Origin of the sequence: Pararhodobacter sp., assembly GCF_034676075.1 — a bacterium.
Taxonomy (GTDB): domain Bacteria; phylum Pseudomonadota; class Alphaproteobacteria; order Rhodobacterales; family Rhodobacteraceae; genus Pararhodobacter.
Map to the genome: position 1 here is coordinate 1 of NZ_JAUCCQ010000053.1, position 23,513 is coordinate 23,513.

Annotated in this window: 29 protein-coding genes, 1 tRNA gene and 1 pseudogene; 15 read left to right on the forward strand and 16 right to left on the reverse strand. The window is 68.4% G+C overall.

Going from position 1 to position 23,513, the window contains the following annotated elements; all coding sequences use genetic code 11:
• Positions 1 to 54: 54 nt before the first annotated feature.
• Positions 55 to 924 carry a branched-chain amino acid aminotransferase gene (locus VDQ18_RS14155; RefSeq protein ID WP_323021571.1) on the reverse strand — a complete coding sequence of 290 codons (870 nt, stop codon included), beginning with the start codon at positions 922 to 924 and terminating at the stop codon, positions 55 to 57.
• A gap of 155 nt (positions 925 to 1,079) precedes the next feature.
• On the opposite strand from VDQ18_RS14155, the gene VDQ18_RS14160 reads away from it, so the two are divergent.
• The 7 genes from VDQ18_RS14160 to VDQ18_RS14190 all read left to right on the forward strand — a co-directional run bounded on the left by VDQ18_RS14160 (position 1,080) and on the right by VDQ18_RS14190 (position 6,120).
• A complete protein-coding gene (locus VDQ18_RS14160; protein WP_107751434.1) occupies positions 1,080 to 1,580 on the forward strand; it encodes a MarR family winged helix-turn-helix transcriptional regulator in 501 nt (166 codons plus the stop codon).
• Positions 1,577 to 2,290 (forward strand): response regulator, encoded by a 714-nt coding sequence (locus tag VDQ18_RS14165; RefSeq protein WP_323021572.1) that lies wholly within the window; start codon positions 1,577 to 1,579, stop codon positions 2,288 to 2,290. The genes VDQ18_RS14160 and VDQ18_RS14165 overlap by 4 nt, the downstream gene beginning before the upstream one ends.
• A 102-nt stretch (positions 2,291 to 2,392) precedes the next feature.
• Positions 2,393 to 2,467 (forward strand) — tRNA-Lys (locus tag VDQ18_RS14170).
• Between the two features lie 380 nt (positions 2,468 to 2,847).
• Positions 2,848 to 3,654 (forward strand): UDP-2,3-diacylglucosamine diphosphatase, encoded by an 807-nt coding sequence (locus VDQ18_RS14175; RefSeq protein WP_323021573.1) that lies wholly within the window; start codon positions 2,848 to 2,850, stop codon positions 3,652 to 3,654.
• Between the two features lie 5 nt (positions 3,655 to 3,659).
• Complete coding sequence (locus tag VDQ18_RS14180; protein ID WP_151654237.1) at positions 3,660 to 4,775, forward strand: ceramide glucosyltransferase; 1,116 nt, start codon at positions 3,660 to 3,662, stop codon at positions 4,773 to 4,775.
• Positions 4,775 to 5,347 (forward strand): DedA family protein, encoded by a 573-nt coding sequence (locus VDQ18_RS14185; protein ID WP_323021574.1) that lies wholly within the window; start codon positions 4,775 to 4,777, stop codon positions 5,345 to 5,347. The genes VDQ18_RS14180 and VDQ18_RS14185 overlap by 1 nt, the downstream gene beginning before the upstream one ends.
• Entirely contained in the window at positions 5,344 to 6,120 is a 777-nt protein-coding gene (locus VDQ18_RS14190; RefSeq protein WP_323021575.1) for a glycosyltransferase, read from the forward strand. Before VDQ18_RS14185 ends, VDQ18_RS14190 begins: the two co-directional genes overlap by 4 nt.
• On the opposite strand, the gene VDQ18_RS14195 is transcribed toward VDQ18_RS14190, so the two are convergent.
• The 6 genes from VDQ18_RS14195 to VDQ18_RS14220 all read right to left on the reverse strand — a co-directional run bounded on the left by VDQ18_RS14195 (position 6,006) and on the right by VDQ18_RS14220 (position 10,707).
• Positions 6,006 to 7,355 (reverse strand): MATE family efflux transporter, encoded by a 1,350-nt coding sequence (locus tag VDQ18_RS14195; RefSeq protein ID WP_323021576.1) that lies wholly within the window; start codon positions 7,353 to 7,355, stop codon positions 6,006 to 6,008. The genes VDQ18_RS14190 and VDQ18_RS14195 overlap by 115 nt on opposite strands.
• 93 nt (positions 7,356 to 7,448) lie before the next feature.
• Positions 7,449 to 8,489: a saccharopine dehydrogenase gene (locus VDQ18_RS14200; RefSeq protein WP_323021577.1), complete on the reverse strand. Its 1,041-nt coding sequence runs from the start codon at positions 8,487 to 8,489 to the stop codon at positions 7,449 to 7,451.
• 1 nt (position 8,490) lies between these two features.
• Positions 8,491 to 8,943, reverse strand: a complete 453-nt coding sequence (locus VDQ18_RS14205; RefSeq protein ID WP_323021578.1) for a GAF domain-containing protein — start codon at positions 8,941 to 8,943, stop codon at positions 8,491 to 8,493.
• A gap of 267 nt (positions 8,944 to 9,210) precedes the next feature.
• Entirely contained in the window at positions 9,211 to 9,927 is a 717-nt protein-coding gene (locus tag VDQ18_RS14210; RefSeq protein ID WP_323021579.1) for an LrgB family protein, read from the reverse strand.
• The gene (locus VDQ18_RS14215; protein WP_323021580.1) at positions 9,920 to 10,273 is read right to left on the reverse strand and encodes a CidA/LrgA family protein; all 354 of its coding nucleotides are present in this window, start codon (positions 10,271 to 10,273) and stop codon (positions 9,920 to 9,922) included. Before VDQ18_RS14215 ends, VDQ18_RS14210 begins: the two co-directional genes overlap by 8 nt.
• Positions 10,270 to 10,707 carry a MarR family winged helix-turn-helix transcriptional regulator gene (locus tag VDQ18_RS14220; protein WP_107751443.1) on the reverse strand — a complete coding sequence of 146 codons (438 nt, stop codon included), beginning with the start codon at positions 10,705 to 10,707 and terminating at the stop codon, positions 10,270 to 10,272. Before VDQ18_RS14220 ends, VDQ18_RS14215 begins: the two co-directional genes overlap by 4 nt.
• 193 nt (positions 10,708 to 10,900) lie before the next feature.
• Between VDQ18_RS14220 and hmgA the strand changes: the two genes are divergently transcribed.
• Together hmgA and fahA are read left to right on the forward strand one after the other, a co-directional pair.
• On the forward strand, positions 10,901 to 12,271 hold the full coding sequence (hmgA, locus tag VDQ18_RS14225) for a homogentisate 1,2-dioxygenase (protein ID WP_323021581.1): 1,371 nt from the start codon (positions 10,901 to 10,903) through the stop codon (positions 12,269 to 12,271).
• Positions 12,272 to 12,329: 58 nt separating this feature from the next.
• Positions 12,330 to 13,586, forward strand: a complete 1,257-nt coding sequence (gene fahA / locus VDQ18_RS14230) for a fumarylacetoacetase (protein WP_323021582.1) — start codon at positions 12,330 to 12,332, stop codon at positions 13,584 to 13,586.
• Between the two features lie 208 nt (positions 13,587 to 13,794).
• Here the strand turns inward: fahA and VDQ18_RS14235 are convergent, their stop codons facing one another.
• From VDQ18_RS14235 to VDQ18_RS14255, 5 genes are all read right to left on the reverse strand, one after another.
• The gene (locus tag VDQ18_RS14235) at positions 13,795 to 14,118 is read right to left on the reverse strand and encodes a DUF3775 domain-containing protein (protein WP_323021583.1); all 324 of its coding nucleotides are present in this window, start codon (positions 14,116 to 14,118) and stop codon (positions 13,795 to 13,797) included.
• Positions 14,119 to 14,189: 71 nt separating this feature from the next.
• Entirely contained in the window at positions 14,190 to 14,912 is a 723-nt protein-coding gene (locus VDQ18_RS14240) for an SDR family NAD(P)-dependent oxidoreductase (protein WP_323021584.1), read from the reverse strand.
• Positions 14,909 to 15,460 (reverse strand): DUF3833 domain-containing protein, encoded by a 552-nt coding sequence (locus VDQ18_RS14245; RefSeq protein ID WP_323021585.1) that lies wholly within the window; start codon positions 15,458 to 15,460, stop codon positions 14,909 to 14,911. The genes VDQ18_RS14240 and VDQ18_RS14245 overlap by 4 nt, the downstream gene beginning before the upstream one ends.
• Entirely contained in the window at positions 15,457 to 16,212 is a 756-nt protein-coding gene (locus VDQ18_RS14250) for a DUF1365 domain-containing protein (protein WP_323021586.1), read from the reverse strand. The genes VDQ18_RS14245 and VDQ18_RS14250 overlap by 4 nt, the downstream gene beginning before the upstream one ends.
• Entirely contained in the window at positions 16,209 to 17,501 is a 1,293-nt protein-coding gene (locus VDQ18_RS14255) for an NAD(P)/FAD-dependent oxidoreductase (RefSeq protein ID WP_323021587.1), read from the reverse strand. The genes VDQ18_RS14250 and VDQ18_RS14255 overlap by 4 nt, the downstream gene beginning before the upstream one ends.
• A gap of 273 nt (positions 17,502 to 17,774) precedes the next feature.
• Here VDQ18_RS14255 and VDQ18_RS14260 point away from each other — a divergent pair, with 273 nt between their 5' ends.
• The 3 genes from VDQ18_RS14260 to VDQ18_RS14270 are packed head-to-tail and all read left to right on the forward strand — an operon-like array spanning position 17,775 to position 19,435.
• Positions 17,775 to 18,281 (forward strand): sigma-70 family RNA polymerase sigma factor, encoded by a 507-nt coding sequence (locus VDQ18_RS14260; protein ID WP_323021594.1) that lies wholly within the window; start codon positions 17,775 to 17,777, stop codon positions 18,279 to 18,281.
• Between the two features lie 11 nt (positions 18,282 to 18,292).
• A complete protein-coding gene (locus VDQ18_RS14265; protein ID WP_323021588.1) occupies positions 18,293 to 18,934 on the forward strand; it encodes a ChrR family anti-sigma-E factor in 642 nt (213 codons plus the stop codon).
• A 60-nt stretch (positions 18,935 to 18,994) separates the two neighbouring features.
• Positions 18,995 to 19,435: a MaoC family dehydratase gene (locus tag VDQ18_RS14270; RefSeq protein ID WP_323021589.1), complete on the forward strand. Its 441-nt coding sequence runs from the start codon at positions 18,995 to 18,997 to the stop codon at positions 19,433 to 19,435.
• Positions 19,436 to 19,441: 6 nt separating this feature from the next.
• On the opposite strand, the gene smpB is transcribed toward VDQ18_RS14270, so the two are convergent.
• A complete protein-coding gene (smpB, locus tag VDQ18_RS14275; RefSeq protein WP_107751454.1) occupies positions 19,442 to 19,918 on the reverse strand; it encodes an SsrA-binding protein SmpB in 477 nt (158 codons plus the stop codon).
• A 105-nt stretch (positions 19,919 to 20,023) separates the two neighbouring features.
• Here smpB and VDQ18_RS14280 point away from each other — a divergent pair, with 105 nt between their 5' ends.
• The 3 genes from VDQ18_RS14280 (at position 20,024) to VDQ18_RS14290 (ending at position 21,676) form a co-directional block, all read left to right on the forward strand.
• Positions 20,024 to 20,416, forward strand: coding sequence for an I78 family peptidase inhibitor (locus VDQ18_RS14280; RefSeq protein ID WP_323021590.1), 393 nt, complete (start codon positions 20,024 to 20,026; stop codon positions 20,414 to 20,416).
• A 240-nt stretch (positions 20,417 to 20,656) separates the two neighbouring features.
• Positions 20,657 to 20,998 carry a DUF2794 domain-containing protein gene (locus tag VDQ18_RS14285; protein WP_323021591.1) on the forward strand — a complete coding sequence of 114 codons (342 nt, stop codon included), beginning with the start codon at positions 20,657 to 20,659 and terminating at the stop codon, positions 20,996 to 20,998.
• Between the two features lie 27 nt (positions 20,999 to 21,025).
• Entirely contained in the window at positions 21,026 to 21,676 is a 651-nt protein-coding gene (locus VDQ18_RS14290) for an RluA family pseudouridine synthase (RefSeq protein ID WP_323021592.1), read from the forward strand.
• Here the strand turns inward: VDQ18_RS14290 and VDQ18_RS14295 are convergent.
• The 3 genes and pseudogenes from VDQ18_RS14295 to VDQ18_RS14305 all read right to left on the reverse strand — a co-directional run.
• Positions 21,673 to 22,137, reverse strand: a complete 465-nt coding sequence (locus tag VDQ18_RS14295) for a PTS sugar transporter subunit IIA (protein WP_323021593.1) — start codon at positions 22,135 to 22,137, stop codon at positions 21,673 to 21,675. The genes VDQ18_RS14290 and VDQ18_RS14295 overlap by 4 nt on opposite strands.
• 71 nt (positions 22,138 to 22,208) lie before the next feature.
• Positions 22,209 to 22,775 (reverse strand): ribosome hibernation-promoting factor, HPF/YfiA family, encoded by a 567-nt coding sequence (gene hpf, locus VDQ18_RS14300; protein ID WP_107751459.1) that lies wholly within the window; start codon positions 22,773 to 22,775, stop codon positions 22,209 to 22,211.
• Between the two features lie 81 nt (positions 22,776 to 22,856).
• Positions 22,857 to 23,513 (reverse strand): annotated as a pseudogene (locus VDQ18_RS14305) (hypothetical protein); the annotation flags it as partial.

Consider the following 23,513-nt stretch of genomic DNA (forward strand, 5'->3'; position numbering starts at 1 on the left):
CCCCCCCCCCCCCCCCCCCCCCCCCCCCCCCCCCCCCCCCCCCCCCTTCCTCCGTCACGCGCGGACCAGCTTCTCGTAGGTGTCCGACACTTTCCGCGTCAGGTCGCCCACCTGGAAATGGAACTCGCCGATCTGCCCCACCGGGGTGACCTCGGCCGCGGTGCCGGTCAGCCAGCATTCCGAGAAGGACGACAGCTCCTCGGGCATGATGTGGCGCTCCTGCACCTCCAGCCCCATGTCCTTCAGCATGCCGATCACCGTCTGCCGGGTGATGCCGTTGAGGAAAGCATCCGCCAGCGGCGTGTGCACCACACCGTCCTTGACGAAGAACACATTGGCCCCGGTCGCCTCGGCCACATAGCCGCGGTAATCCATGAACAGCGCGTCCGAGCAGCCCTTGGCCTCGGCCGCGTGCTTGGACATGGTGCAGATCATGTAGAGGCCCGCCGCCTTGGCCGCCGTCGGGATCGTCTCGGGCGAGGGGCGCTTCCATTTGGCGATGTCGAGCTTGGCGCCCTGCCATTTGGCGTCGCCGTAGTACGCGCCCCATTCCCAGCCCGCGACCGCCAGCATCACCGGATTGCGCGCCGCCGAGACGCCCATGTCCAGCCCCGCCCCACGCCAGGCGACCGCGCGCACATAGGCGTCGGTCCAGCCATTGGCCTTGAGCATGGCGTATTTGGCTTCCTCGATCTGGTCGACGGTATAGGGGATCGTCATGTCCAGGAGGCGCCCGGATTCGATCAGCCGGGCCGAATGCTCGCGGCTCTTGAAGATCTTGCCGTTATAGCAGCGCTCGCCCTCGAACACCGACGAGGCGTAGTGCATGGCATGGGTCAGGATGTGGACCTTGGCGTCGCGCCAGGGCACCAGCGCCCCATCCATCCAGATGTATCCGTCTCTGTCGTCATACGCGCCGGCCATCGTCGCCTCCTCAGGCACAGAATTTTCCGATTGTTGCGTCGGTTACGTTCAAACTGGACATAATCTTGCGTCAACCCGCCGGGTTGCTAACAATTGATTCTTGGAAAGTCAACAAGGCTGACATAAACAGGGGCTGACCGGAACGGGAGGCAAGGATGGCTGACGGGACCACGGGCGGCGAGAACCTGCTGTTCCTGACCGACGAACAGCTGCGCAAGGGGATCGAGGCGATGTTCTTCGCCTATCGCGGCTTCACGGCCGATCCCGACCGCATCCTCGATGAACTCGCCTATGGCCGCGCCCATCACCGGGCGCTGCATTTCATCAACCGCTCGCGAGGGACCACGGTCAACAACCTGCTGGCCGTGCTGGGCGTGACCAAGCAATCCCTCAACCGCGTGCTGCGCACCCTGATCGAAGACGGGCTGGTCGAATCGCGCGTCGGGCGCGAGGATCGGCGCGAGAGGCACCTCTATCTCACCCCCGCGGGCGCCGAGCTGGAGCGCCAGCTGTCCGAGGCGCAGCGGGCGCGGATGCGCGCGGCCTATCGCGCGGCGGGGCCGCAGGCGGTGGCGGGGTTCCGGCAGGTGCTGGAGGCGATGATGGACGACGGGATCCGCGCCCAATATCTGGCGCTGAAGGACGGCAAAGCATGAGTGACCAGCCGGCGCATCTGTTGATCGTCGACGATGACGAACGGATCCGCGACCTGTTGAAGCGGTATCTGATGAAGCAGGGCTTCATGGTGACCGCCGCGCGCGACGCGGCGCAGGCCCGGCGGCTGCTGTCGGGGCTGGCCTTCGACCTGATGGTCCTCGACGTGATGATGCCCGGAGAGGACGGCGTCGCCCTGACCCGCTGGCTCAGGGGCGAGCTGGCGACGCCGGTGATCCTGCTGACTGCCCGGGGCGAGGCGAAGGACCGCATCACCGGCTTCGAGGCGGGCGCCGACGATTACCTGTCCAAGCCCTTCGAGCCGCGCGAACTGGTGCTCAGGATCAACGCCATCCTGCGCCGCACCCCGCGCCCCGAGGCGGACCAGACCCAGCAACCGGTCCTCATGCTGGGGCGCCTGCGCTACGAGATCGAGACCGGCGATCTGCGCGACGGCAGCGACCCGGTGCGCCTGACCCAGACCGAATCGGCGCTGATGAAGGTGCTGGCCGCGAAACACGGTCAGGTGGTCAGCCGCGAGGCGCTGGTCGACCAGCTGGGCCGCGAGCGGGGCCTTGGCGCCGAGGTGGCGCAGGAGCGCGCCATCGACGTGCAGATCACCCGCCTGAGACGCAAGCTCGAGGCCGACCCGCGCCGCCCGCGCTACCTGCAAACGGTGCGCGGCGAGGGCTATATGCTGACCACCGGCTGAGGGACGCGGCGTCGCGATCGGGCGACCTGCAAGTCCATCTGAAAAAAAGGCATCTTTCGCCTTGACCCCGGCGACAGTTCTTTCTAGTTAGCCTCGCATCGTGGGCCGGTAGCTCAGCGGTAGAGCAACTGACTTTTAATCAGTTGGCCACAGGTTCGATCCCTGTCCGGCTCACCACTTTCTTCCGAAGGCTCGGGCGGCAACGCCCGGGCCTTCGGTCGTTTCAGGCCCCCGCGCCGCGCCTGCTGACGGGCGCCTCCCCTGCCCCTTCGGCCTGTGTTTCCTGACGCTTTCGCGCCTCCTTCGCCTGACCGGCCAGCGGCGCGCGCCCCTCTCCGGCCGGGCCAGACCCGCGCCCGGCACAGGCGGGATGACGCGAATCACCTGGGGCCGTCCCCGCGCGGAGGGTAAAGATATCGTGCGCCGCAGATCCTTTTTTCGGCTGGGCGGGATCGTTCTCTGGTTTATGCTGCGTTGCAGAAGCGTCATGATTCCGTCACGCGACCGTTTCCCGCCCCGGGCAAGTTGCGCGCGACCGTAGCGACCGCAGGTTCAGAATGCCCGACCGCTCTGCCCCGTTCCCGATGCCGCAGCCCTGCCGGACGCTTTTCCTCTCCGATCTGCATCTGGGCGCGCTGGGTGCCCAGCCCGAGAGGATCCTCGAATTCCTGATGGCCAACCCGGCCCAGACCTATGTGCTGGCGGGCGATGTGCTGGACCTCTGGCAGCCGCTGCTGCCGCATTGGACCGGCGCCGATCAGGCGGTGATCGACCATCTGAACGCCCGGCAGGCCCAAGGCGCGCGGCTGATCTATCTGCGCGGCAACCACGACCCCTTCCCCGAGCGCGCGCCCGAAGCCAAGCGACCCCGGGTCGAGGCGGTCGAGACCCATCTGCACGAAGCCGCCGACGGCCGCCGCTATCTGGTGATCCACGGCGACCAGATCGACGCGCGGATCTTCCGGGCCCATGTCTTCACCCGCCTCGGCAGCCGCATCGACCATGCGCTGAGGCTGGTGGACCGGCGCCTGCAACGCCTGTCGCGCTCGGCGCCGGGGACCGAGGCCCGCAGCACGATCGAAGGGCTGCTGGCCTGGCTGAACACGCTGATGCACCTGGGCCGTACGCATGAGCGGCGGCTGGTGGATCTGGCCCGGGCAGAGGGCGTCGACGGGGTGATCTGCGGCCATTTCCACATCGCCGGGCTGCACGCCGATCACGGGCTGGTATATGCCAATTGCGGCGATTGGGTGGATAGCCTAAGTGGGTTGGTGGAGACTTTCGACGGCCGCCTTCGGCTGGTCACCGCGCCTGAACCCGCGCGCGTCCCGCAGACCGCGACCCCCGACCTGCTGGAGGCGTGATGTCCCTGCTGCTTGCCCTCGGCGCCGCAACCCTTCTGGGGCTGCATCTGGCGAGTGTCGCCCTCTACCTGCACCGGCTGAACCACCCCCGCCACCTGCCCTTCGGCATCGGCAGGCCGACAGTGACGCTGCTGCGGCCGGTCTGCGGGCTGGACCCTTTCGACGCCGAGACGCTGGAAAGCTCGTTCACGCAGGATTACCCGGACTATGAAGTGATCTTCTGCGCCCAGGACGCCGACGACCCGGCCGTGCCCCTGCTGCGCCGCCTGATGGCCCGGTATCCGCAGGTTCCGGCGCGGCTGATGATCGGTTTCGACGCGGTGACCGGCAATCCCAAGCTGAACAACCTGTGGAAAGGCTGGAACGCCGCCGCCTCGGACTGGATCTGCACCACCGACGCCAACCTGCTGCTGCCGCCCGACTACCTGAGCACCGTGGTCGGTTCCTGGGGGGCGGGCACCGGCCTGGTTTCCTCGCCGCCGCGGGGCATCCGGCCCGAGGGCTGGGGCGGGCATCTGGAATGCGCCGTGCTGAACTCGAACCAGGCGCGGCTGCAATACGCCTCGGACAGCCTGGGCAGCGGCTATGCGCAGGGCAAGACCATGTTCTTCAACCGGGCGCTGGTCGACCGGGCGGGCGGCTTCACCGCGCTCGGCGCCTATATGGCCGAGGATGCGACCGCCACCCGGATGACCCGCTCGCTGGGGCTGGAGGTGACGCTGGCGCCGCTGCCCTTCGCCCAGCCCATCGGCAAGCGCAGCCTGCGGCAGGTCTGGGACCGGCAATTGCGCTGGAGCCGGGTGCGCCGCGACGCCTTCCCCGGCCTCTTCGCGCTGGAGTTCCTCAACGGGGCGCTCGCGCCGTTCCTGCTGGCGCTGCTGGCCGCCGGGCCGCTGTTCGCGCTGGCCTATCTGGCGATCTGGTATCTGGCCGAAGCCTATCTGATCCGTCGCGCCGGTTGGCCGGGCGGCTGGCGTGACCTCGCCGTGCTGCCGCTGCGCGACCTGATGCTGCCCGCGCTGTGGATCGCCACCTTCGCCCGGCGCGGTTTCGAGTGGCGCGGCACGACGATGACCAAGCCCGAGCCGGACAGAAAAGGACAGATGTCTGTTGCGGAATAATGGATAACGCCGAACTTCTGGCCCTGGTCCATCAATACGGGCTGGCGATCCTCACCCCCCTGGCGCTGATCGAGGGGCCGATCGTCTCGATCCTGGGCGGCTATCTGGCCGGGCACGGGCTGGTCAGCCTGCCGGCGCTGCTGGTCGTGGTGATCGCCGCCGACCTTCTGGGCGACGCGATCCTCTATGGCGCCGGGCGGCGCGGCGGGCGGCTGCTGCCGCAGCGGCTGCGGGCGCGCATGACCCGCAACACCAAGCTGCAGGACCGCCTGAAACGAGAGATGCAGGACCATGGCGCCCGGCTTCTGGTCATCGCCAAGCTGACCCATGGCGCGGGCTTCGCCGTGCTGCTGGCGGCGGGCGCCACGCGCTACCCGTTCCCGCGCTTCCTGCTGGTCAATCTGGGCGCCACGATCATCAAGAGCAGCGCCCTCGTGGCGCTCGGCTGGTGGCTGGGCGACCGCTGGCAGCATGCCGAGGTCTGGATGGACCGCGCCATCGTCGCCGTGGTGGCGCTGGCGGTGATCCTGCTCATGGTCTGGCTGCACCGCGCCCACCGGAGCGAGGCATGACCCGCCTCACCTGCCTGATCCCCGCCTGGAACGAAGCCGCGCGGCTGCCCGGCGTGCTGGCCGCGGTGCAGGACCATCCGCTGATCGACCGGCTGCTGGTCATCGACGACGGCTCCACCGACGGCACGCCGGGCGTGGCGCGCAGGCTGGGGGCCGAGGTGCTGGAGATGCCCGTCAACGGCGGCAAAACCGCCGCGCTGGCCGCCGGGATCGCGGCGCTCACGGGCGAGCATGCGCTGCTGCTGGACGCCGATCTGCTGGGACTGACGGCCGAGGACGTGACCCGCCTCGCCACCCCGGTGCTGGAGGGGCAGGCCGAGGCCACGATCTCGCTCAGGGGCAATGCGCCGGGGCTTTGGCGGGCGCTCGGCGTCGATTACATCAGCGGCGAGCGGGTGCTGCCCGTGGCCCTGCTGCAGGCGATGGCGCCTGACCTGCCGGGCCTGCCGCGCTTCGGCTTCGAGGTATTTCTGAACCGGGCGATGAAGGCGGCGGGCCTCAGGGTGCAGATCATCGACTGGCCCGGGGTGGCGAGCCCCTGGAAAGCCGCGAAGCAGGGCCTCTGGCGCGGGCTCCGGGGCGATGCCGCGATGATCCGCGACATCCTGCGCTGTCAGAGCCCGCGCGAATTGCTGGCGCAGATCCTGTGGCTGCGGTCTCAGACCGCGCGCCAGAACCGCACATGCAGCGCCAGCGCGGCGGTGGTCAGCCCCATGACCAGCCCCAGCCAGATCCCGACCCCCTCCCAGCCCAGCAGGAAGCCCAGCCCGTAACCGCAGGGCAGGCCCACCAGCCAGTAGGAAACGGCGGCAATGACCATCGGCTGCTTGGTGTCCTGGATGCCCCGCAACAGGCCCATGGCCATGACCTGCCCCGAATCCGCGAACTGGAACAGCGCCGCCACCATCAGCAGCGTCACGCCCAGCGGGATGATCGCCGCGCGCTCGGGATCGTCGGGTTTCAGGAACAGACCCACCATCTGCTCGGCAAAGATCCAGTAGACGAAGATCGTCGCCAGCGCGAAGCCCAGCGACAGGACCACCGCGGCCAGCGCCCCGGACCTGAGCGCCGCCACATCGCCCCGCCCCCGCGCCCGGCCGACCATCACCGTCGCCGCGTTCGAAAGCCCCAGATGGACCATGAAGAACAGCGCCGTGATCTCCAGCGCGATGGAATGCGCGGCCAGCGTGTTCTTGCCCAGCCAGCCCATCATCACCGCAGAGGCGGCGAAAAGCCCCGTCTCGGCCAAGAGCGCCAGCCCGATCGGCAGGCCCAGCGCATTGACCCGCCGCAGCGCCACCCAATCGGGGCGCCAGAAGCGGACCAGCAGCTGGTAATGCTTCAGGGACGGCAGGCTGATGGCATAGACCATCAGCACCACCAGCGTGACGATCTGCACCAGGACCGAGGCCACGGCAGCACCCCGCGCGCCCATCTCGGGGAAGCCGAAATTGCCGAAAATCAGCAGCCAGTTGACGCCGATATTGACGAAGACCCCGGCGATGGTGGCCCAGAGCACCACCTGCGTCCGGCCCAGCGCCGCGAGGTAGCTTTTCATCACCATGGCCACCAGCGCCGGCGCCAGACCGAAGCCGACGATGGAGAGATAGCCGCCACCGACCAGCGCCACATCCGGCTCCTGCCCCAGCACCGCCAGCAGCGAGCCCGAGAACAGGAACAGCGGCAGCGCCACCGCCGCGAAGGCCAGCGACAGCCAGATCCCCATCCGGGTGACTCGCCGCACCTCGGTATCGTCGCCCGCGGCGGCAGCGGTCGCCACCATCGGCATCACCGCCTGGGCAAAGCCCATGCCCAGCGTGAAGATGACGAAGAACACCGTCGCCCCCAGCGCCCCCGCCGCCAGATCGGTGACGGTGTACCAGCCCAGCATGACCGTATCGGTGACATGCAGCAGGAATTGCGCGACATGGCTGCCAACCAGCGGCAGGCCGAGGACGAGGACGGAGCGGGCATTCGCGAGGAAGCCGGTTTGAGCGGCGGCAGACATGGGTGAATTCCGAGAACAATCGCCCGACAAAATGGTCGAGCCGTCCTCTATGCCTGCGATCCGGGTCCTTGGAAAGACCCGGAGGTTGTTTTTTTAACCTGCGAAGCGTTCGAACTCGGCCCGGGCCCGGCCCCAGACGCCCTGCTCCAGCGCATCCAGGCCCAGCAGATGCGGCAGCAGCTGCGCCGCGAAATCCTCCGAGGATTCGACCGGCAGCAGCGAGGGCAGGTTGTCGATGGCCATGACATCGAGCGGCGGGTTCTCCGCCACCCGGAGCACCGGCTCGGCCCAATCCGTCGCCCGGTCATAGACCGGCACCGGGTTATAGGCGCTGCCCGGATCGCAGGCGATATCGCCGATGACCGTCAACCGGCGCGCGCGCGTCCCGGCATCGGCGGGCACGAAGACCGGGCAGCCGGGCCGGGCCAGGATGCAGTTGAAGAAGAGGTCATGCGCCAGAACCTCGGGGAACGGCCCGCCGCTCGCGGTCTCGGCCATGTCCCAGCGGGTGACGGAAAGGCCCAGCGCCTCCAGCAGATCCGCCGCGCCGGTGCCGACCCGGCCCAGCGCGCCGATGATCAGGGCGGTGGGTTTGCGCCCGGCGAGGCCAGCGGCCAGATCGGCGATCATCGCCTCCTTGTCGGCATAGCGATGGACCGGGGGGCAGATCCCGCCCGCCTGCTGCGCCGCCCAGGCCTTGACGCTGACCCCGGCGCCCGCGAAGCCCGCCCAATAACCGAAGGCCGCGACCCGCCGCCCGCGCTCGTCCACCAGCGATTCGAGGTCATAGAGCGTGCCGCCCCCGTCCCGGAAGCGTTTCAGCAAGGCAGGCCCCGCAGGCTGGCCCTTGTAGGCATGGCCGAACAGGATGTGGCGGTTCCTGAGCGGCGTCCCGTCCTCGGGCAGCTCCTTCAGGCCGAAGACGATGGCGTCGGACGGCGCCTCGGGCCAGCTGGCATAGGGCGCGCGCTCGCACCCCGCCGCGAGGTAAGGCGCCAAGGGCAGGGCCCGCACCGGGCTGTCCTCGATGGTCACGCGGAAGCCCTTGGCGATCAGCGCTGCGGCGCCCTCGGGCGTCAGCCCGACGCGTTCCTCGTTCGGCCGCTGCTCGGCCCGGACCCACAGATGCACCATGTCAGACTCCCGCAAAGGTTTCCTTGAGGATCGCCGCCAACGCGCGTGCGTCCTCTTCGGTGAAGGCATCGGGCGCGTCGCTGTCGATGTCGAAGACGCCGATCACATCGCCCCGCCCGTCGAAAACCGGCAAGACCAGCTCGGACCGGGTCGAGGAGGAACAGGCGATATGCCCGGGGAAAGCCTCGACATCCGGGACCAGCTGTACCTGCCGCGTGCGCGCCGCCGCCCCGCAGACGCCGCGCTCGAAGGGGATCACCAGACAGCCATGGCCGCCCTGATACGGCCCGATCTTCAACAGCCCCGGTGCCACGACCCGGTAGAACCCGGTCCAGTCAAAGCGGTCGTCAGCATGATGCACCTCGCAGGCGAGCGTCGCCATCAGCGCCACCACATCGGTCTCGCCCTCGGTCAGGGCACGGATGGTTTGGGCAAGGGCAGGATAATCGGCCATCGGCGCCTCCGTTTTGCTGACCTCTGCCACAGCGCGGGCGGCGAAGAAAGGGGGGCGCTGCCCCCCTCGGCCTGACGGCCTCACCCCCCGGGATATTTGACGCGCAAAGAGTCCGCCTCAATCAAGCATCAAGGTTAACACGGCACCGACCCGCCCCCCCGGCTCAAGCGCGACAGGGCAGCCGCCGCGCGCGCCTTCCATCTTTGTTCCTCAAATATCCCGGGGGTCCGGGGGCAGCGCCCCCGGGTCCGCCACCCGCGCGCCGCCTCACAGGAAGAGCCGTAGCACCACCGGCGCCAGCAGCGCCGTCAGGATCGCGTTCAGCCCCATGCCGATCCCGGCGAAGGCGCCCGCCGTCGGATGCACCTGAAAGGCCCGCGCCGTACCGATGCCATGCGCCGCCGTGCCCACCGCCAGCCCCCGCGCCCGCCAGTCCCGCAGCCGCAGCGCGTTGAGCAAGGGCGTGGCGATCAGCGCGCCGGTGATGCCGGTCAGGATCACCAGCACCGCGGCCAGCGTCGGCGAGCCGCCCAGACCCTCGGCGATGCCGATGGCAACCGGCGCGGTGGTGCTCTTGGGGGCGAGCGAGGCCAGCGTCGCCAGATCCAGCCCCAGCGCCCGGCCGATGGCGAGGGCCGAGACCATGGCCACCACCGACCCCGTCGCCACCCCGGCCAGCACCGGCAGCACGGCCCGCCGCAGCCGGGCGCCCTGCCGGTAAAGTGGCACCGCCAGCGAGACGGTGGCCGGGCCCAGCAGGAAATGCACGAATTGCGCGCCTTCGAAATAGGTCGCATAGGGCGTGCCGGTGGCCCAGAGCATCAGCCCCAGCAGCACGACCGAGATCAGCACCGTATTGGCCAGCGGCGGGCGGCCCAGCGCCTCGGCCGTCAGATCGGCCAGCGCATAGGCCAGAAGCGTCAGCGTCAGCCACAGAAGCGGCCCCTGCGCGAGGTAGGACCAGATATCGGCCACGTCACGCATCGCGCGACCCCGTCAGCCGCGCCACCAGCGTGAAGGCCAGCGCCCCGGCAGCGATGGCGAGCGCCGTGGAAATCAGGATCGCCGCGCCCAGCGCCAGCGCCTGAGGCCCCAGCCGGTCCAGATGCCCGACCACCCCCACGCCCGCCGGGACGAACAAGAGCGACAGGTGGCGCAGGATCCCCTCGCCCACCGGCATCACCGCCTCCGCCACCCGGGGCAACAGCACCATAAGCCCCCAGAGCAGCGCCATGCCCAGCACCGGCCCCGGCACGGGCAGCGACAGGAAGCGGGCGCCGACCTCGCCCGCCAGTTGGCAGGACAGGATCAGCGCCAGCGCGCGGATCATTTCGGATCGTCCAGCAGCGCGGCGATCCCTGCCTCCAGCCCCTCGACCAGCGGGCCGAGCCGGGCCTTCATCTCTTCCTGATAGCCGATCGCCACCGGCAGAAGCCGCGCCACCAGCGCCTCGCCCTCGGGCGTGAGCCTCAGCAGCAGCAGCCGCCGGTCGCTGTCATTCACCGCCTTGGTGATATAGCCCGCCGCCTCCAGCCGAGAGGCGGCGCGGCTGACCTTGGATTTCTCCATATCGACCCGCGCCTCGACGTCCCGGACCGAGACATCGCCGCCCTGATGCAGATGCACCAGCACCCGCCATTCCGGGATCGAGATGCCGAATTCCTCGCGGTAGCGCTCGGCAAAGGCCCGGCTGATGCGGCCCGCCACCGCGTTCAGGCGGTAGGGCAGAAAGGTGTTGAGGTCGAAGGCGTTGGCGTCGGTCATGCGCGGTCAATTTCGAGGGTCAGGGGAGGTGGCGGCCAGCCGACCACACTTGACGGGCGAAATCAATCTGCCCCGCGGCGCGGTGTCGCTGCCCCGGTCCACAGATCCGCCGCGGGGCCTTGACTTTGTTGCATGTGCAATAAATTATTGATGCACCCCAGATGACCCATTACGCTCCAGCGAGGAGACCGCCATGAACGACCAGAGCCTGCCCATCGGCATGATCCGCGCCCCCTCGGTCACCGGCCCGCATGAGGGCTACATGCCCGGCTTCGGCAACGATTTCGAAACCGAGGCGCTGCCGGGCGCCCTGCCGCAGGGCCAGAACTCGCCGCAGAAGGTGAATTACGGGCTCTATGCCGAGCAGCTCTCGGGCACCGCCTTCACCGCGCCGCGCGGCCAGAACGAGCGGACCTGGTGCTACCGCATCCGCCCCTCGGTCAAGCATACCGGCCGCTTCGCCAAGATCGCCGTCGACGGCTGGAAAACCGCGCCGCATGTGCTGCCCGACGTGATCAGCCTGGGCCAGTACCGCTGGGACCCGATCCCGATGCCGGGCAAGGGCGAGAGCTACAGCTGGATCACCGGCATGCGCACGGTGACCACGGCGGGCGACGTCAACACCCAGGTCGGCATGGCGAGCCATGTCTATCTGGTGACCGCCTCGATGGTGGACGAATATTTCTACTCGGCCGATTCGGAACTGCTGGTGGTGCCGCAGGAAGGGCGCCTGCGGTTCTGCACCGAGATGGGGATCATTGACCTCGAGCCGAAGGAAATCGCCATCCTGCCGCGCGGGCTGGTGTACCGGGTCGAAGTGCTGGACGGCCCGGCGCGCGGCTTCGTCTGCGAGAATTACGGCCAGAAATTCGACCTGCCGAACCGCGGGCCGATCGGCGCTAACTGCCTCGCCAACCCGCGCGATTTCAAGACGCCGGTCGCCGCCTTCGAGGACAAGGAAGTGCGCTCGCGCGTGGTCATCAAATGGTGCGGCCAGTTCCACGAGACTTTCATCGGCCATTCGCCGCTGGATGTGGTGGCCTGGCACGGCAATTACTGCCCGGTGAAATACGACCTCCGCACCTATTCGCCGGTCGGCGCGATCCTGTTCGACCACCCGGACCCCTCGATCTTCACCGTGCTGACGGCGCCTTCGGGGCAGGAGGGCACGGCGAACATCGACTTCGTGCTGTTCCGCGAACGCTGGATGGTGGCCGAGAACACCTTCCGCCCGCCGTGGTATCACAAGAACATCATGTCCGAGCTGATGGGCAACATCTACGGCCAGTATGACGCGAAGCCCCAGGGCTTCCAGCCGGGTGGCCTGAGCCTGCACAATTGCATGCTGCCGCACGGGCCGGACCGCGACGCTTTCGAGGGCGCCTCGAACGTGGAACTGAAGCCGCATCTGCTGGACAACACCATGTCCTTCATGTTCGAGACGCGCTTCCCGCAGCACCTGACGGAATGGGCCGCGACCAAGGCGCCCCTGCAGGACAATTACCTCGATTGCTGGACCACGCTGGAGAAGAAATTCGACGGCACGCCCGGTATCAAGGACTGACCCCTTGTAGGATGGGCAATATTGCCCATCCTACAGGACGACAATCGCTGGAGTTTTCATGACCCTTATCCGTTCCTGGCTGACCGCGGCCAACGACCCCGCCTGCCCGTTCCCGCTCAACAACCTGCCCTGCGGCGTCTTCTCGACCCCGGGCACGGCGCCCCGCTGCGGCGTGGCGATCGGTGATCAGGTGCTGGACGTGGCGGGCATGGAGAAGGCGGGGCTGCTGCATCTGGCCGACCGGCCGCTCCTGCAAGCCGGGGCCTGGAACCCGCTGATGGAAGCCGGACAGACGGTCTGGGAGAAGCTGCGCAGCGCGCTGATGGGCCATCTGCGCGAAGGCGCCGAGACCCAGGACCAGCTCGCCGCCTATCTGCATCCCCTGAGCGCGGTGCGGCTGCACCTGCCCTTCCAGGTCACCGAATACACCGATTTCTACGCCGGCAAAAACCACGCCTTCAACGTCGGCACCATGTTCCGCGGCCCCGAGAACGCGCTGCCGCCGAACTGGCTGCATATCCCGATCGGCTATAACGGCCGCGCTTCCTCGGTCGTGGTCTCGGGCACGCCGGTGCGCCGGCCCTGGGGCCAGCTGAAGGGCCCGCAGGACGAGGCCCCGCGCTTCGCCCCCTGCGTGCGCTTCGATCTGGAACTGGAAATGGGCGCCGTGGTCGGCAAACCCTCGTCCGGGCCGGTGACGGTGGCCGAGGCCGATGACATGATCTTCGGCTATGTGCTGCTCAACGACTGGTCGGCGCGCGACATCCAGGCCTGGGAATACGTGCCGCTGGGCCCGTTCCAGGCCAAGGCCACGGCGACCACCATCAGCCCCTGGATCGTGACCAAGGCCGCGCTCGGCGCCTTCCGCGCCTCGACGCCCGCCCGCGAGAAACCGCTGCTGCCGTATCTCGAGGAACCGCGGCCGATGCTCTACGACATCGAGCTCTCGGTCGAGCTGGCCCCCGAAGGCAGCGCCCCGACCGAGATCGCCCGCACCAACTACCGCGAGATGTATTACTCCGCCGCCCAGCAACTGGCGCATCACACCACCTCGGGCTGCCCGATGCGGGTGGGCGACCTCCTGGGCTCGGGCACCATCTCGGGGCCGACCAAGGACAGCCGCGGCTCGCTGATCGAACTGAGCTGGGGCGGCAAGGAACCGCTGACCCTGCCCGGCGGCGCCACCCGGACCTTCCTCGAGGACGGCGACACGCTGACCCTGAAGGGCCAGTGCAAGGGCGAGGGCTATACGATCGGCTTCGGCGATTGCACCGGCACCATCCTGCCCGCGCTGGCGGATCCCTTCGCGCGGTGAAACAGAAAGGGGGGCTTTGCGCCCCCCTCGGCCTGCGGCCTCACCCCCCGCAGGATATTTGAAGAACGAAGATGATGGTTAGCAACTCGTTAAGCCCCCATCTTTGTTCCTTAAATATCCCGGGGGTGAGCCGCGCATGCGGCGAGGGGGCAGCGCCCCCTCCTTGCCCGGCCGAGCCCGGGGGCCAGTCTCAGCGGTCATAGAGATCTCAGCGGTCGTAGAAATCCTCTTCCGCCTCGGTCACGTCGATCTCCAGCGCCTCGAGTCCCGCTTCCAGATTCTCCGACAGATGCGGCATGCCCATCAGGTAGTCCGCGGTCGGCGTCGTCGCCTCGGCGAAGGCGGTTTGCAGCGCTTCGGCGTAATCCTCGGGTTCGAAGGCGCCACGGCCGACCCAGGCGATCGCCACCAGATGCGCCTTCTCATCATCGTTCAGCGCGTCGATGAAGGCGTGCACTTCGCCCGGGCGGCCGCGTTCGCGGGCCTGAAAGATGATATGGACCACCTTCTTGATGCTGATTTCGGGCGTCATCGCTGTCTCCTGTCCGTGGCTCCAGCATCGCGCCGATGACCCGCGCGTGCAAGGGGGCGTCAGCCCGGCGCTCAGGATCGGGCGAAGAGCCGGTTCCAGAGCGGGGTCGGCAGCAGCCGTCCGGCGCGGAACAGCCAGGAAAAGACCGTCGGGAACGAGGTGGCGGGCCGCCCGGAGCGGATGGCGCGCAGCATATGGGCGGCGGCTTCGTCCGGGTCCATCAGGAACGGCATGGAGAAATCGTTGCGATCGGTCAGCCGGGTGCGGATGAAGCCCGGATTGACCAGCTGCACCCGCACGCCCGTTCCCCGCAGATCCGCCTGCAGGGACTGGCCGAGGTTCATCAGAGCGGCTTTCGACTGGCCGTAACCCAGGCTGCCGGGCAGGCCCCGGAACCCCGCCAGCGAGCCGGTCAGCACCACGCGCCCCTGGTTGCGCGTGATCATGCCGGGCAGGACATGGCCCAGCACCCGCACCGCGCCATTGAGGTTCACATCGAGCATCGTCTCGATCCGGGCGCTGTCCCATTCCTTCGCCTTCATCGGCCAATAGGCGCCCGCCAGATAGATCAGCCCGTCGACCGGCCCGGCGGCCTCGGCTGCGGTGGCGACCGCGGCGGGGTCGCTCACATCGAGGGGCAGCGCCCTGGCATCGAGGTCACCGGCCAGTGCCCGCAACCTTTCCTCGCCCCGGGCCGAGAGGATGAGCCGCGCGCCTTCGGCCGCCATGGCGGTGGCCAGCGCCCGGCCCAGCCCCTCGGAGGCGCCGATCAGCCACCAGCGCTGGTCCTTCACGCCGGCACCTGCCGCATGGTCGCCACCAGCTCGGCCACCTTGACGCCGAACTTGCGGAACTGGCTGCGGTTGATGATGGTGCCGTTTTCCATCAGGTACATCCAGTCGGTCACGTCCAGCACCCAGCCCCCGGCATGGTCGGGCAGGCGGATGCGGTATTGCAGCTGCAGCCCGGCGCCTTCCTGACGGCCGCGGCCGGGATCGGTGAGGTCATCGGCCTCGGCCTTGATGGCGCCGTCATTGCCGAGCGTCAGGCGCCATTGCCGTTGCTGGGTTTCGCCGCTGGCGTAGCGGAACGTCTCGTCCAGAACGCCGCGGTTGCCGTCCCAGCGGCCCTCCATCTCGGCCACGAAGCGCGAGGTGACGCGGCCGGTCGGGCCATAGATCACCCCCTCGCAGAGCAAAGGCCCCGAAAGGTGGCGGCGGATATCCAGCTGGGGCGACATTGCCGCGTAATCGCCGGGCTGCTGGGCGGTGAAGCCCAGGAAGCGGCGGGCGATCAGCAGCACCATCAGCACCGCCAGCAGGGTCAACAGGATCGGGGTCATCGCGAGACCTCCTCGACAGGGGGGGTGGGACGGGGGCGATAGACCGCCCCCTTCCACCACAGTTTCAGCGCCTGCCAGTGGATCAGCGCCAGCACCCGGCGCGAGCCCAGCGGGCGGCGCAGCATGGCACCGATCAGCCCGGGCGCGGTGGCGGGTTTGCGCAACCCGGTGAGCGTGGCGACGAGGCCGCCCTTGGCATGGCCATAGGCGATGCGGATGGCGATGGCATCGGCGCGGATGTCGAAGCGGAAGCGGTATTCGCCCTCGACCGGCTGGAAGGGCGAGACATGGAAGATCTTCTGCGCTTGCAGCGAATCCTCGGCCGTGATCACCGCCCAATCGTCGCGACGGCAGAGATAGGAATGGCGGTCGCCGAAGGTGTTGCTCACCTCGGCAATCACGCAGATCAGCGCGCCCGACGGATCGTGGCACAGCCAGAAGCTGACCGGATTGAAGACGTGGCCCAGGACGCGCGGCTGGGCCAGCAGGTCGATCCGCCCGACCGGCGGCGCCCCGGCATCGGCCAGCACCGCGCGCACCCAGGCGGCGCCCTGACCGCGCCCGCGTTCACCGCCATGATCGGTATCGTGCAGGGACATGAGGTTGGCCCGGTTGCGCGACAGCAGCCAGGGTGCACTCTGCCTCGCCTCGGCGTCGATCAGCAGGTAATCGACGCCATAGGCGAAGCGGTTCACCAGCGCTCCGGCCCGCCCGTGAAAGGTGCGCCCGGCGATATGCTCGACCGTGCTCATGCCGCCTCCTGCGCCAGCGGCTGGCCCATCTTCGCCACCACATCGACGGCGCTGGCGAAACCGTCCTCGTGGAAGCCGTTGCGCATCCAGGCGCCGCAGAACCAGGTGTTGCGGTGGCCGTTCAGCACCTTCAGCACGTCCTGCGCGGCGAAGGCGGCCAGGTCGAAGACCGGATGGCGGAAGGTGTTCTGGTCATAGATCAGCTCCTCCCGGATCGGGCGCGTGGCGTTCAGGGTCACGAACATCGGATCCTCGGCCGGGATCGGCTGCAGCGAGTTCATCCAATAGGACAGGCTGATGCGGTCGCGATCCTCGGCCGAATGCTCGGTATAGGTCCAGGAGGACCAGACCTTGCGACGCTTCGGCATGACCGAGGCGTCGCAATGCAGGATCGAATCGTTGTCCTGATAGCGGATCGCCGAGAGCGAGACGCGCTCGGTCTGGCTGGGATCGGCGAGCAGGCTCAGCGTGGTGTCGGAATGGGTGGCGAAGATCACCTCGTCGAAGGCCTCCCACTCGCCGCCCTGCACCCGGACCTCGGGCCCGGTGGCGGTGCGGCGCACGCCCGCCACGCCGGTGCCGAGGCGCAGCGCCACGCCACGGGCGATGAGGTCACGCTCCAGCCGCCGGACGTATTCGATGGAGCCGCCCCTGACGGTATACCATTGGTGCTGCCCGCCATTCGACAGCAGCGCGTGGTTGCGGAAGAACTGGACCATGGCGCGGGCCGGGAAATCCATGATCTTGGCCTTGGGGGTCGACCAGATGGCGCCCGAGAAGGGCTGGATATAGCGCTCGCGGAACCAGCGCCCCATGCCGAGATTGTCCATCAGCCCGCCGATGCTGAGGCCCGGGTCCTGCGCGGCCTTCTCGGCATTGGCGTTGAAATGCAGGATATCGCGGACCATGCGCAGGAAACGCGGATCGGCCAGATTGCGGCGCGCGGCGAACAACGTATCGAGGGACGCCAGCGCATATTCGCAGGCGCCGTTGTCGAAGGAGGCGCCGAAGCTCATCGCGGCGGGGGCAGTGGGGACTTCCAGCGCCTCGAACATCGCGGTGAGGTTGGGGTAATTCGCGTGGTTGAAGACGATGAAGCCCGTATCCACCGGCTGGTCGCCGTTCCGCCCCGCCAGAACCGTGCGCGCATGCCCGCCCAGCCGCGGTTCGGCCTCGATCAGCGTGACGCGGTGGCCCGGCGCCAGCAGCCAGGCGGCGGCCATGCCCGAGATGCCGCCACCGATCACGGCAATACACCGGGGGGAATGGGTGTGGGGTTCGAAGGGCATCTGTCACTCCTGCTGGTTTGCAGGAGGTACGGGGCAAAGCGGGGTTTGGATGCACTCCGCCACGAATTTTTTCGCGGGCGCGCATTTTTCGCGCGCGCCGGTGATCCGGCCCGGAAGGCGCCGCGTAGTGGGGGCATGTTGCAAGCGATGCCCGATCAGACGACAATGCCCCGGCCGGTGCTGCCCCCAAGGCAGCGCATCGCGGCACGGCCTGTCACGAAGGAGCGGCACCAGGTGACGATCGACGACGACGGCGCGCGGCATTGCGCGCAGATGCTGGCCGTCGCCCGCCACGCCGACCAGGCCGCCTTTGCCGCCCTCTTCGCGCATTTCGCGCCGCGGCTTAAGGCGTTCCTGATGAAATCCGGCGCGACGGCGGCACAGGCCGAGGATTGCGCGCAGGACGTGATGGCGACGGTCTGGCGCAAGGCGGGGCAGTTCGACCCGGCGCGGGCCAGCGTGGCGACCTGGATCTTCACCATCGCCCGCAACCGCCGCATCGACCTGTTGCGCCGCGACCGGCGGCCCGAGCCCGAGGACCTGCCCTGGGGACCCGAGCCCGAGCCCGATCAGGCCGACGCGCTGGCCCTGCAACAGGATAGCCAACGGCTGGGCGAAGCGCTTGCCCAGCTTCCCGAAGAACAACGCGCGCTGATCGAGCGGGCCTATTTCGGTGATCTCAGCCATTCCGAGATTGCCGCGGCCACCGGCCTTCCGCTGGGCACGATCAAGTCGCGCATCCGTCTGGCGCTGGAAAAGCTGCGCCAGAAATTGACCTGAGGTACCACGCGATGATCCGTCATCATCTCTCTGATGCGCTGCTGACCGGCTATTCCGCCGGCACCCTGCCCGAGGCTTTCAGCCTGCTGGTCGCGACGCATGTCTCGCTCTGCGACGAATGCCGCGCCCGGCTGGCGGCGCAGGATGCCGTGGGCGGCGCGCTGCTGGACCGGCAGGAAGCCGTGCCGATGGCCGAGGGCGCGCTGACCGCGACGCTGGCCCGGATCACTGGCACGGCGCCCGAGGCACGGCCCGTTTCCCGCCCCGCCCCCGGCCTCTTCCCCGAGCCGCTGCGCGCCTATGTCGGCGGCGATGCCGAGGCGGTGCGCTGGCGTCCGGTCGGGGGCGGCGTGCGGCAGGCGATCCTGCCGACGGCCTCGGGGGCCAGCGCGCGTCTCCTCTACATCCCGGGCGGCACCGCGGTGCCGGATCACGGGCACCGCGGCACGGAATTGACGCTGGTGCTGCAAGGCGCCTTCCGGGACGAGACCGACCGCTTCGCCCGGGGCGACGTCGAAACCGCCGACGAGGCGCTGGAGCACACGCCCATCGCCGAGGCGGGCGATCCCTGCATCTGCCTGGCGGTGACCGACGCGCCGCTGCGCTTCAACGGGCTGATCCCGCGGCTGCTGCAGCCCTTCCTCAAGATCTGAGGCCCCCTTCCGGACCCCGCCCCGTCATGACAGGATGCCGCCGACAGAGCGGGGGGCGGCATGCAGGCGTTGACGGAACGGGTGGGGCAGGAGATCGGTCTCTCGCCCTGGGTGGCCCTGGATCAGGCGCGGATCGACGCCTTCGCCGAGGTGACCGAGGACCGGCAATTCATCCATATCTACCCGGAGCGCGCTGCTGACACCCCGTTCGGCGGCACCATTGCCCATGGCTATCTGACCCTGTCGATGCTGAGCCGCCTGTTCGAAACCGCCGAGATCCCCTTCCCGCCGGTCCGTGCCAGCCTGAATTACGGCTTCGACAAGGTGCGGTTCCTGACGCCGGTCCGCGCGGGCGCCCGCATCCGCGCCCGGTTCACCCTCCAAGGGGTCGAGGAACGGCCGGGCGGGCTGCTGCTGCGCCTCGCCACCAAGGTCGAGATCGAGGGCGAAAGCCGCCCGGCGCTGGCCGCCGACTGGCTGGTGATGCTGCAGCTGGCCTGAGCGGGCTCAGCCCTGCTCTTTCAACAGGCGCCGCTTCTGGCGGTCCCAGTCGCGCTTGGCCTCGGTCTCGCGCTTGTCGTGGTTCTTCTTGCCCTTGGCGATGCCGATCTTCAGCTTCACCATGCCGCGGTCGTTGAAATACATCACCAGCGGCACCAGCGTCATGCCCTGCTTGGCCGTCGCCGCCCAGAGCTTCGCCAGCTCTTTCTTGCTGACCAGCAGCTTGCGCTTGCGGCGTTCCTCGTGCCCCCAGGTCTTGGCCTGGGCATAGGGAGCGATGGCGCCATTGATCAGCCACAGCTCGTTTTCCTCGACCGAGGCATAGCTCTCGGCGATGTTCGCCCCGCCGTCGCGCAGCGATTTCACCTCGGACCCCATGAGCATGATTCCGCACTCGAGATCGTCCTCGATGAAGTAATCGAAGCGCGCCCGCCGGTTCTCGGCGATCACTTTACTGTTGGGGTCATGCTTTTTCTGGGTCATTGTCGCGAGATATTGGTTTGATCCCAAGCTGTCCAGTGGCGCCACGGGCGCCAGGCATCACTGTTGAGGGACAAGCACCATCGTTGAGGGAAAGGAATGCCGACCGTGAAACCGCTTCTGCCACTCGCCGCGCTGATCCTCGTCGCTGCCTGCGACATGCCGTCCGGCGCACCCTATTCGCGCGCGCCCATCGCCGCCCCGGCGCCGCCGCCCGCGCCGGTCGAAACGCGCCCGCAACCGACCATCACCGTGCCCAGCTATGAACCCGACCCGGCGCCGAACGAACCTGCGCGCGTCACCACCCCGGGCGATACCTGCGGCGCCTCCAGCCTGCAGGGCTTCGTGGGATCCGTCGCGCCCTCGCCCTTCCCGGCCTCGGGCCCGGTGCGGGTCTATGCCGAGGGCGACCCGGTGACCATGGATCACAACCCCTCGCGGGTGAATGTCGTCGTGGATGGCGAGAACCGCCAGCGCGTCGTCGCTATCACCTGCGGCTGATCGAGACCAAGCGATGAGACCGGGCGCCAACCACGCGCCCGGTCCCTGACTTGCCGGTCGCGGTCCCGCCGGATGGGGGTCCGTCAGGGGCGACCGTCCTTTCCACGTGGGTTCAGGATCGCCGGTGAAGCGGGCGAAACCTTGGCACAGCCGGGGCAAGCCGGGGGTCTTTCGGCGATAAATGCCAGCCGCCAGGACCGGGGACTTGATTTCGCCGCGCCCCGGCGTCACCCTTTTGTCATGAACGTGCAACGCTTTGTGCCCAGCGGATCCGCCTATCCCGAACAGGTCAGCTTCGACCGGTTCGAACTGGGCCAGATCCTTTCGGTCTATGGCCGGTTCGTCGCGGCGGGTCTGTGGCGCGACTACGGCATCTCGTGCCTGAGGGATCGCGCGGTCTTCGCCATCTTCCGCCGCGCTGCCGAGAACCCGCTCTATCGGGTCGAGAAAATCCCGGCGCTCAGGGGCAAGCAGGGGCTCTACGCCCTGTTCGGACCCGAGGGGCAGGTGCTGAAACGCGGCGGCACGCTGAAAGGGGTGCTGGCGCCCCTCGAACGCAAGCTCCTGCGCCCGCTGGACTGATCGGGCCCGCCGCGTTAGGCACGGGCCATGATCGAGATGCCCTACAACCCGCCCCCCGGCGATCCCGTGGTCCTGTATCAGGATGACGACCTTCTGGTGATCGACAAGGCCTCGGGCCTGTTGTCGGTGCCGGGCAAGGGCGAGGGCAAGCAGGACAGCCTGATCACCCGCCTGCAGGCCATGCTGCCGCAGGTCCGGCTGGTGCACCGGCTGGATTGCGACACCTCGGGGGTCATCATCTTCGGCCTGACCCCGCAGGCGCAGGCACATCTGGGCCAGCAATTCGAACACCGCAAGACGCAGAAGCGCTATGTCGCCCTGATCTCGGGCCATCCGGCCGAGGCACAGGGCCGCATCGACCTGCCGCTCTGCGTCGACTGGCCGAACCGGCCGAAGCAGCATGTGAACCACGAGATCGGCAAACCGGCGCAGACCGACTGGAAAGTGCTGCGGACCGAGGGCGAGAACACCCGCGTGGTCCTGAAACCCCTGACCGGGCGCAGCCACCAGCTGCGGGTCCACATGCTGGAAATGGGCCACCCGATCCTGGGCGACCCGCTCTATGCCACGGGCGCGGCGCTGAACCACCCGCGCCTCATGCTGCATGCCGAGGAATTGCGCCTGCGCCACCCGATGACGGGCGCGGCGCTGACCTTCAGGGCACCAGTGCCGTTTTAGGCGGCCTTGGTATCGGTCTGCTGGGTGAGGATGGCGAAGAGCTTGTCGGTCTCTTCATTGGCGCGCAGCTTTGCGCAGACGGCGGGGTCGCGCAGCGTGCGCGAGACCAGCGCCAGGGCTTTCAGATGCTCGACCCCCGCGTCGCGGGGGGCAAAGAGGGCAAAGACCAGATCGACGGGCGCCCGGTCGACCGAGCCGTAATCGAGCGGCCGGTCCAGACGGATGAAGACGCCGCGCACGCTTTCGATACCGTCGATGCGCGCATGGGGCAGCGCCACACCATGCCCTACGCCGGTCGGCCCCAGGCTTTCGCGTTCCTGCAGCGCGTCGATGGCGACCGCCTCGTCCAGCCCATGGGCGGCGGCGGCGGTTTCAGCGAGGTCCTGGAAAAGGCGCTTCTTGCTTTTCACGGCGTTGCAGACCCGGATCGCTCCGGGGGTCAACAGATGGGCCAGTTCCATACGCGCTCTTGCCTCACGTCGCTAAGGGCGCCGGCCTCCGGGGTTATGCGAACCCCGGAGGCCGGACCATGTTATTGCGGGTCGATCCAGCCGATGTTGCCGTCCTCGCGCCGGTAGACCACATTGAGCCCGCCGTGCCGCTCGTTGCGGAACACCAGAACCGGGGTATGCGAAAGCTCCATCTGCATGACCGCCTCACCGGCCGAGATCGACGGAATGCGCGTCTCCATCTCGGCAATGATCATCGGCGCCAGCGTATCGGGCTCATCGCCTTCCGACCCGTCGTCAGACGCGAGGATATACGCGGATGCCCCACCGAATTCAACCGGCGCCGGCCGGTCGCGGTGATGGTCCTTCAGACGGCGCTTGTAGCGGCGCAATTGCTTGTCCATGCGCTCGCAACAGGCGTCAAAAGCGGCATAGATGTCGTTGGCCTGGCCCTTGGCCTGAGCGGTCAGGCCGGTGCTGAGGTGAACGGTCGATTCGCAGACATAGGCGTGCGCGTCACGGGAAAAGACGATATTCGCGTCGGTCGGACGTTGCGAATACTTCTCCATCACATTGCCCAGCTCACTTTTGACGTGCGTCTGAAGCGCCTCGCCAACGTCGATCTGCTTTCCGCTGATCTGGTACCGCATGAACCTCTCCTTCTGGTGACGGATGCCCCGCGGCCAACGTGACCGCGGGCATCTCCGCCGATATGACCTGACGGCGCGGGCTCAGTCTCGATGCCGCGCCGCAGCCATTCTCCGGCGCGTTGCCGTGCCGGGAATTCTCAAGCCTTGCCTGTATTTGGCGACAGTTCGCCGGGCGATGTCAACGCCCTGCTCACGCAACAATCCGGCAAGGGATTCGTCCGACAGCGGGCGGCCATGGGGCTCGGCGGCGATCAGCTCGGCGATGCGCCGCTGCACCACCCGCGACGAAACGACGCCCTCGGTCGTGGGCAGCCCGGTCGAGAACAGGACCCCCAGCGGCCAGAGCCGTCCGTCGATGTCGATGGCCTTGCCCGCCAGCGCCCGTCCCACGGTCGAGGGATGCAGCCCCAGCGCCCCGGCCAGGTCCTGCCGCGTCGCCGGCAGAAGGCCCGCGATACCCAGCTGGAAGAAGCCCGCCTGATGTTCGGCCAGCCAGTCGCCGATCCGCGCCAGCGTGTGCCCGCGCTGTTCCAGCGCCGCCAGCAGCGCCCGGGCCCGGACCAGCAGCTCGGGCGCGAAGCCCTCGCTCGCGGCCTTGTGAACCATCGCCGCGTCCAGCCGCAGCCGGGGGCGCGAGGTTTCGGCGGGCTCGATGCTCAGCGCGCCCCCGTCCCCGCGCACGAGCCGCAGGTCGGGCAGCAGCGGCGCGGCCTCGACCTCGGGCTCGGCGGCGGGCAG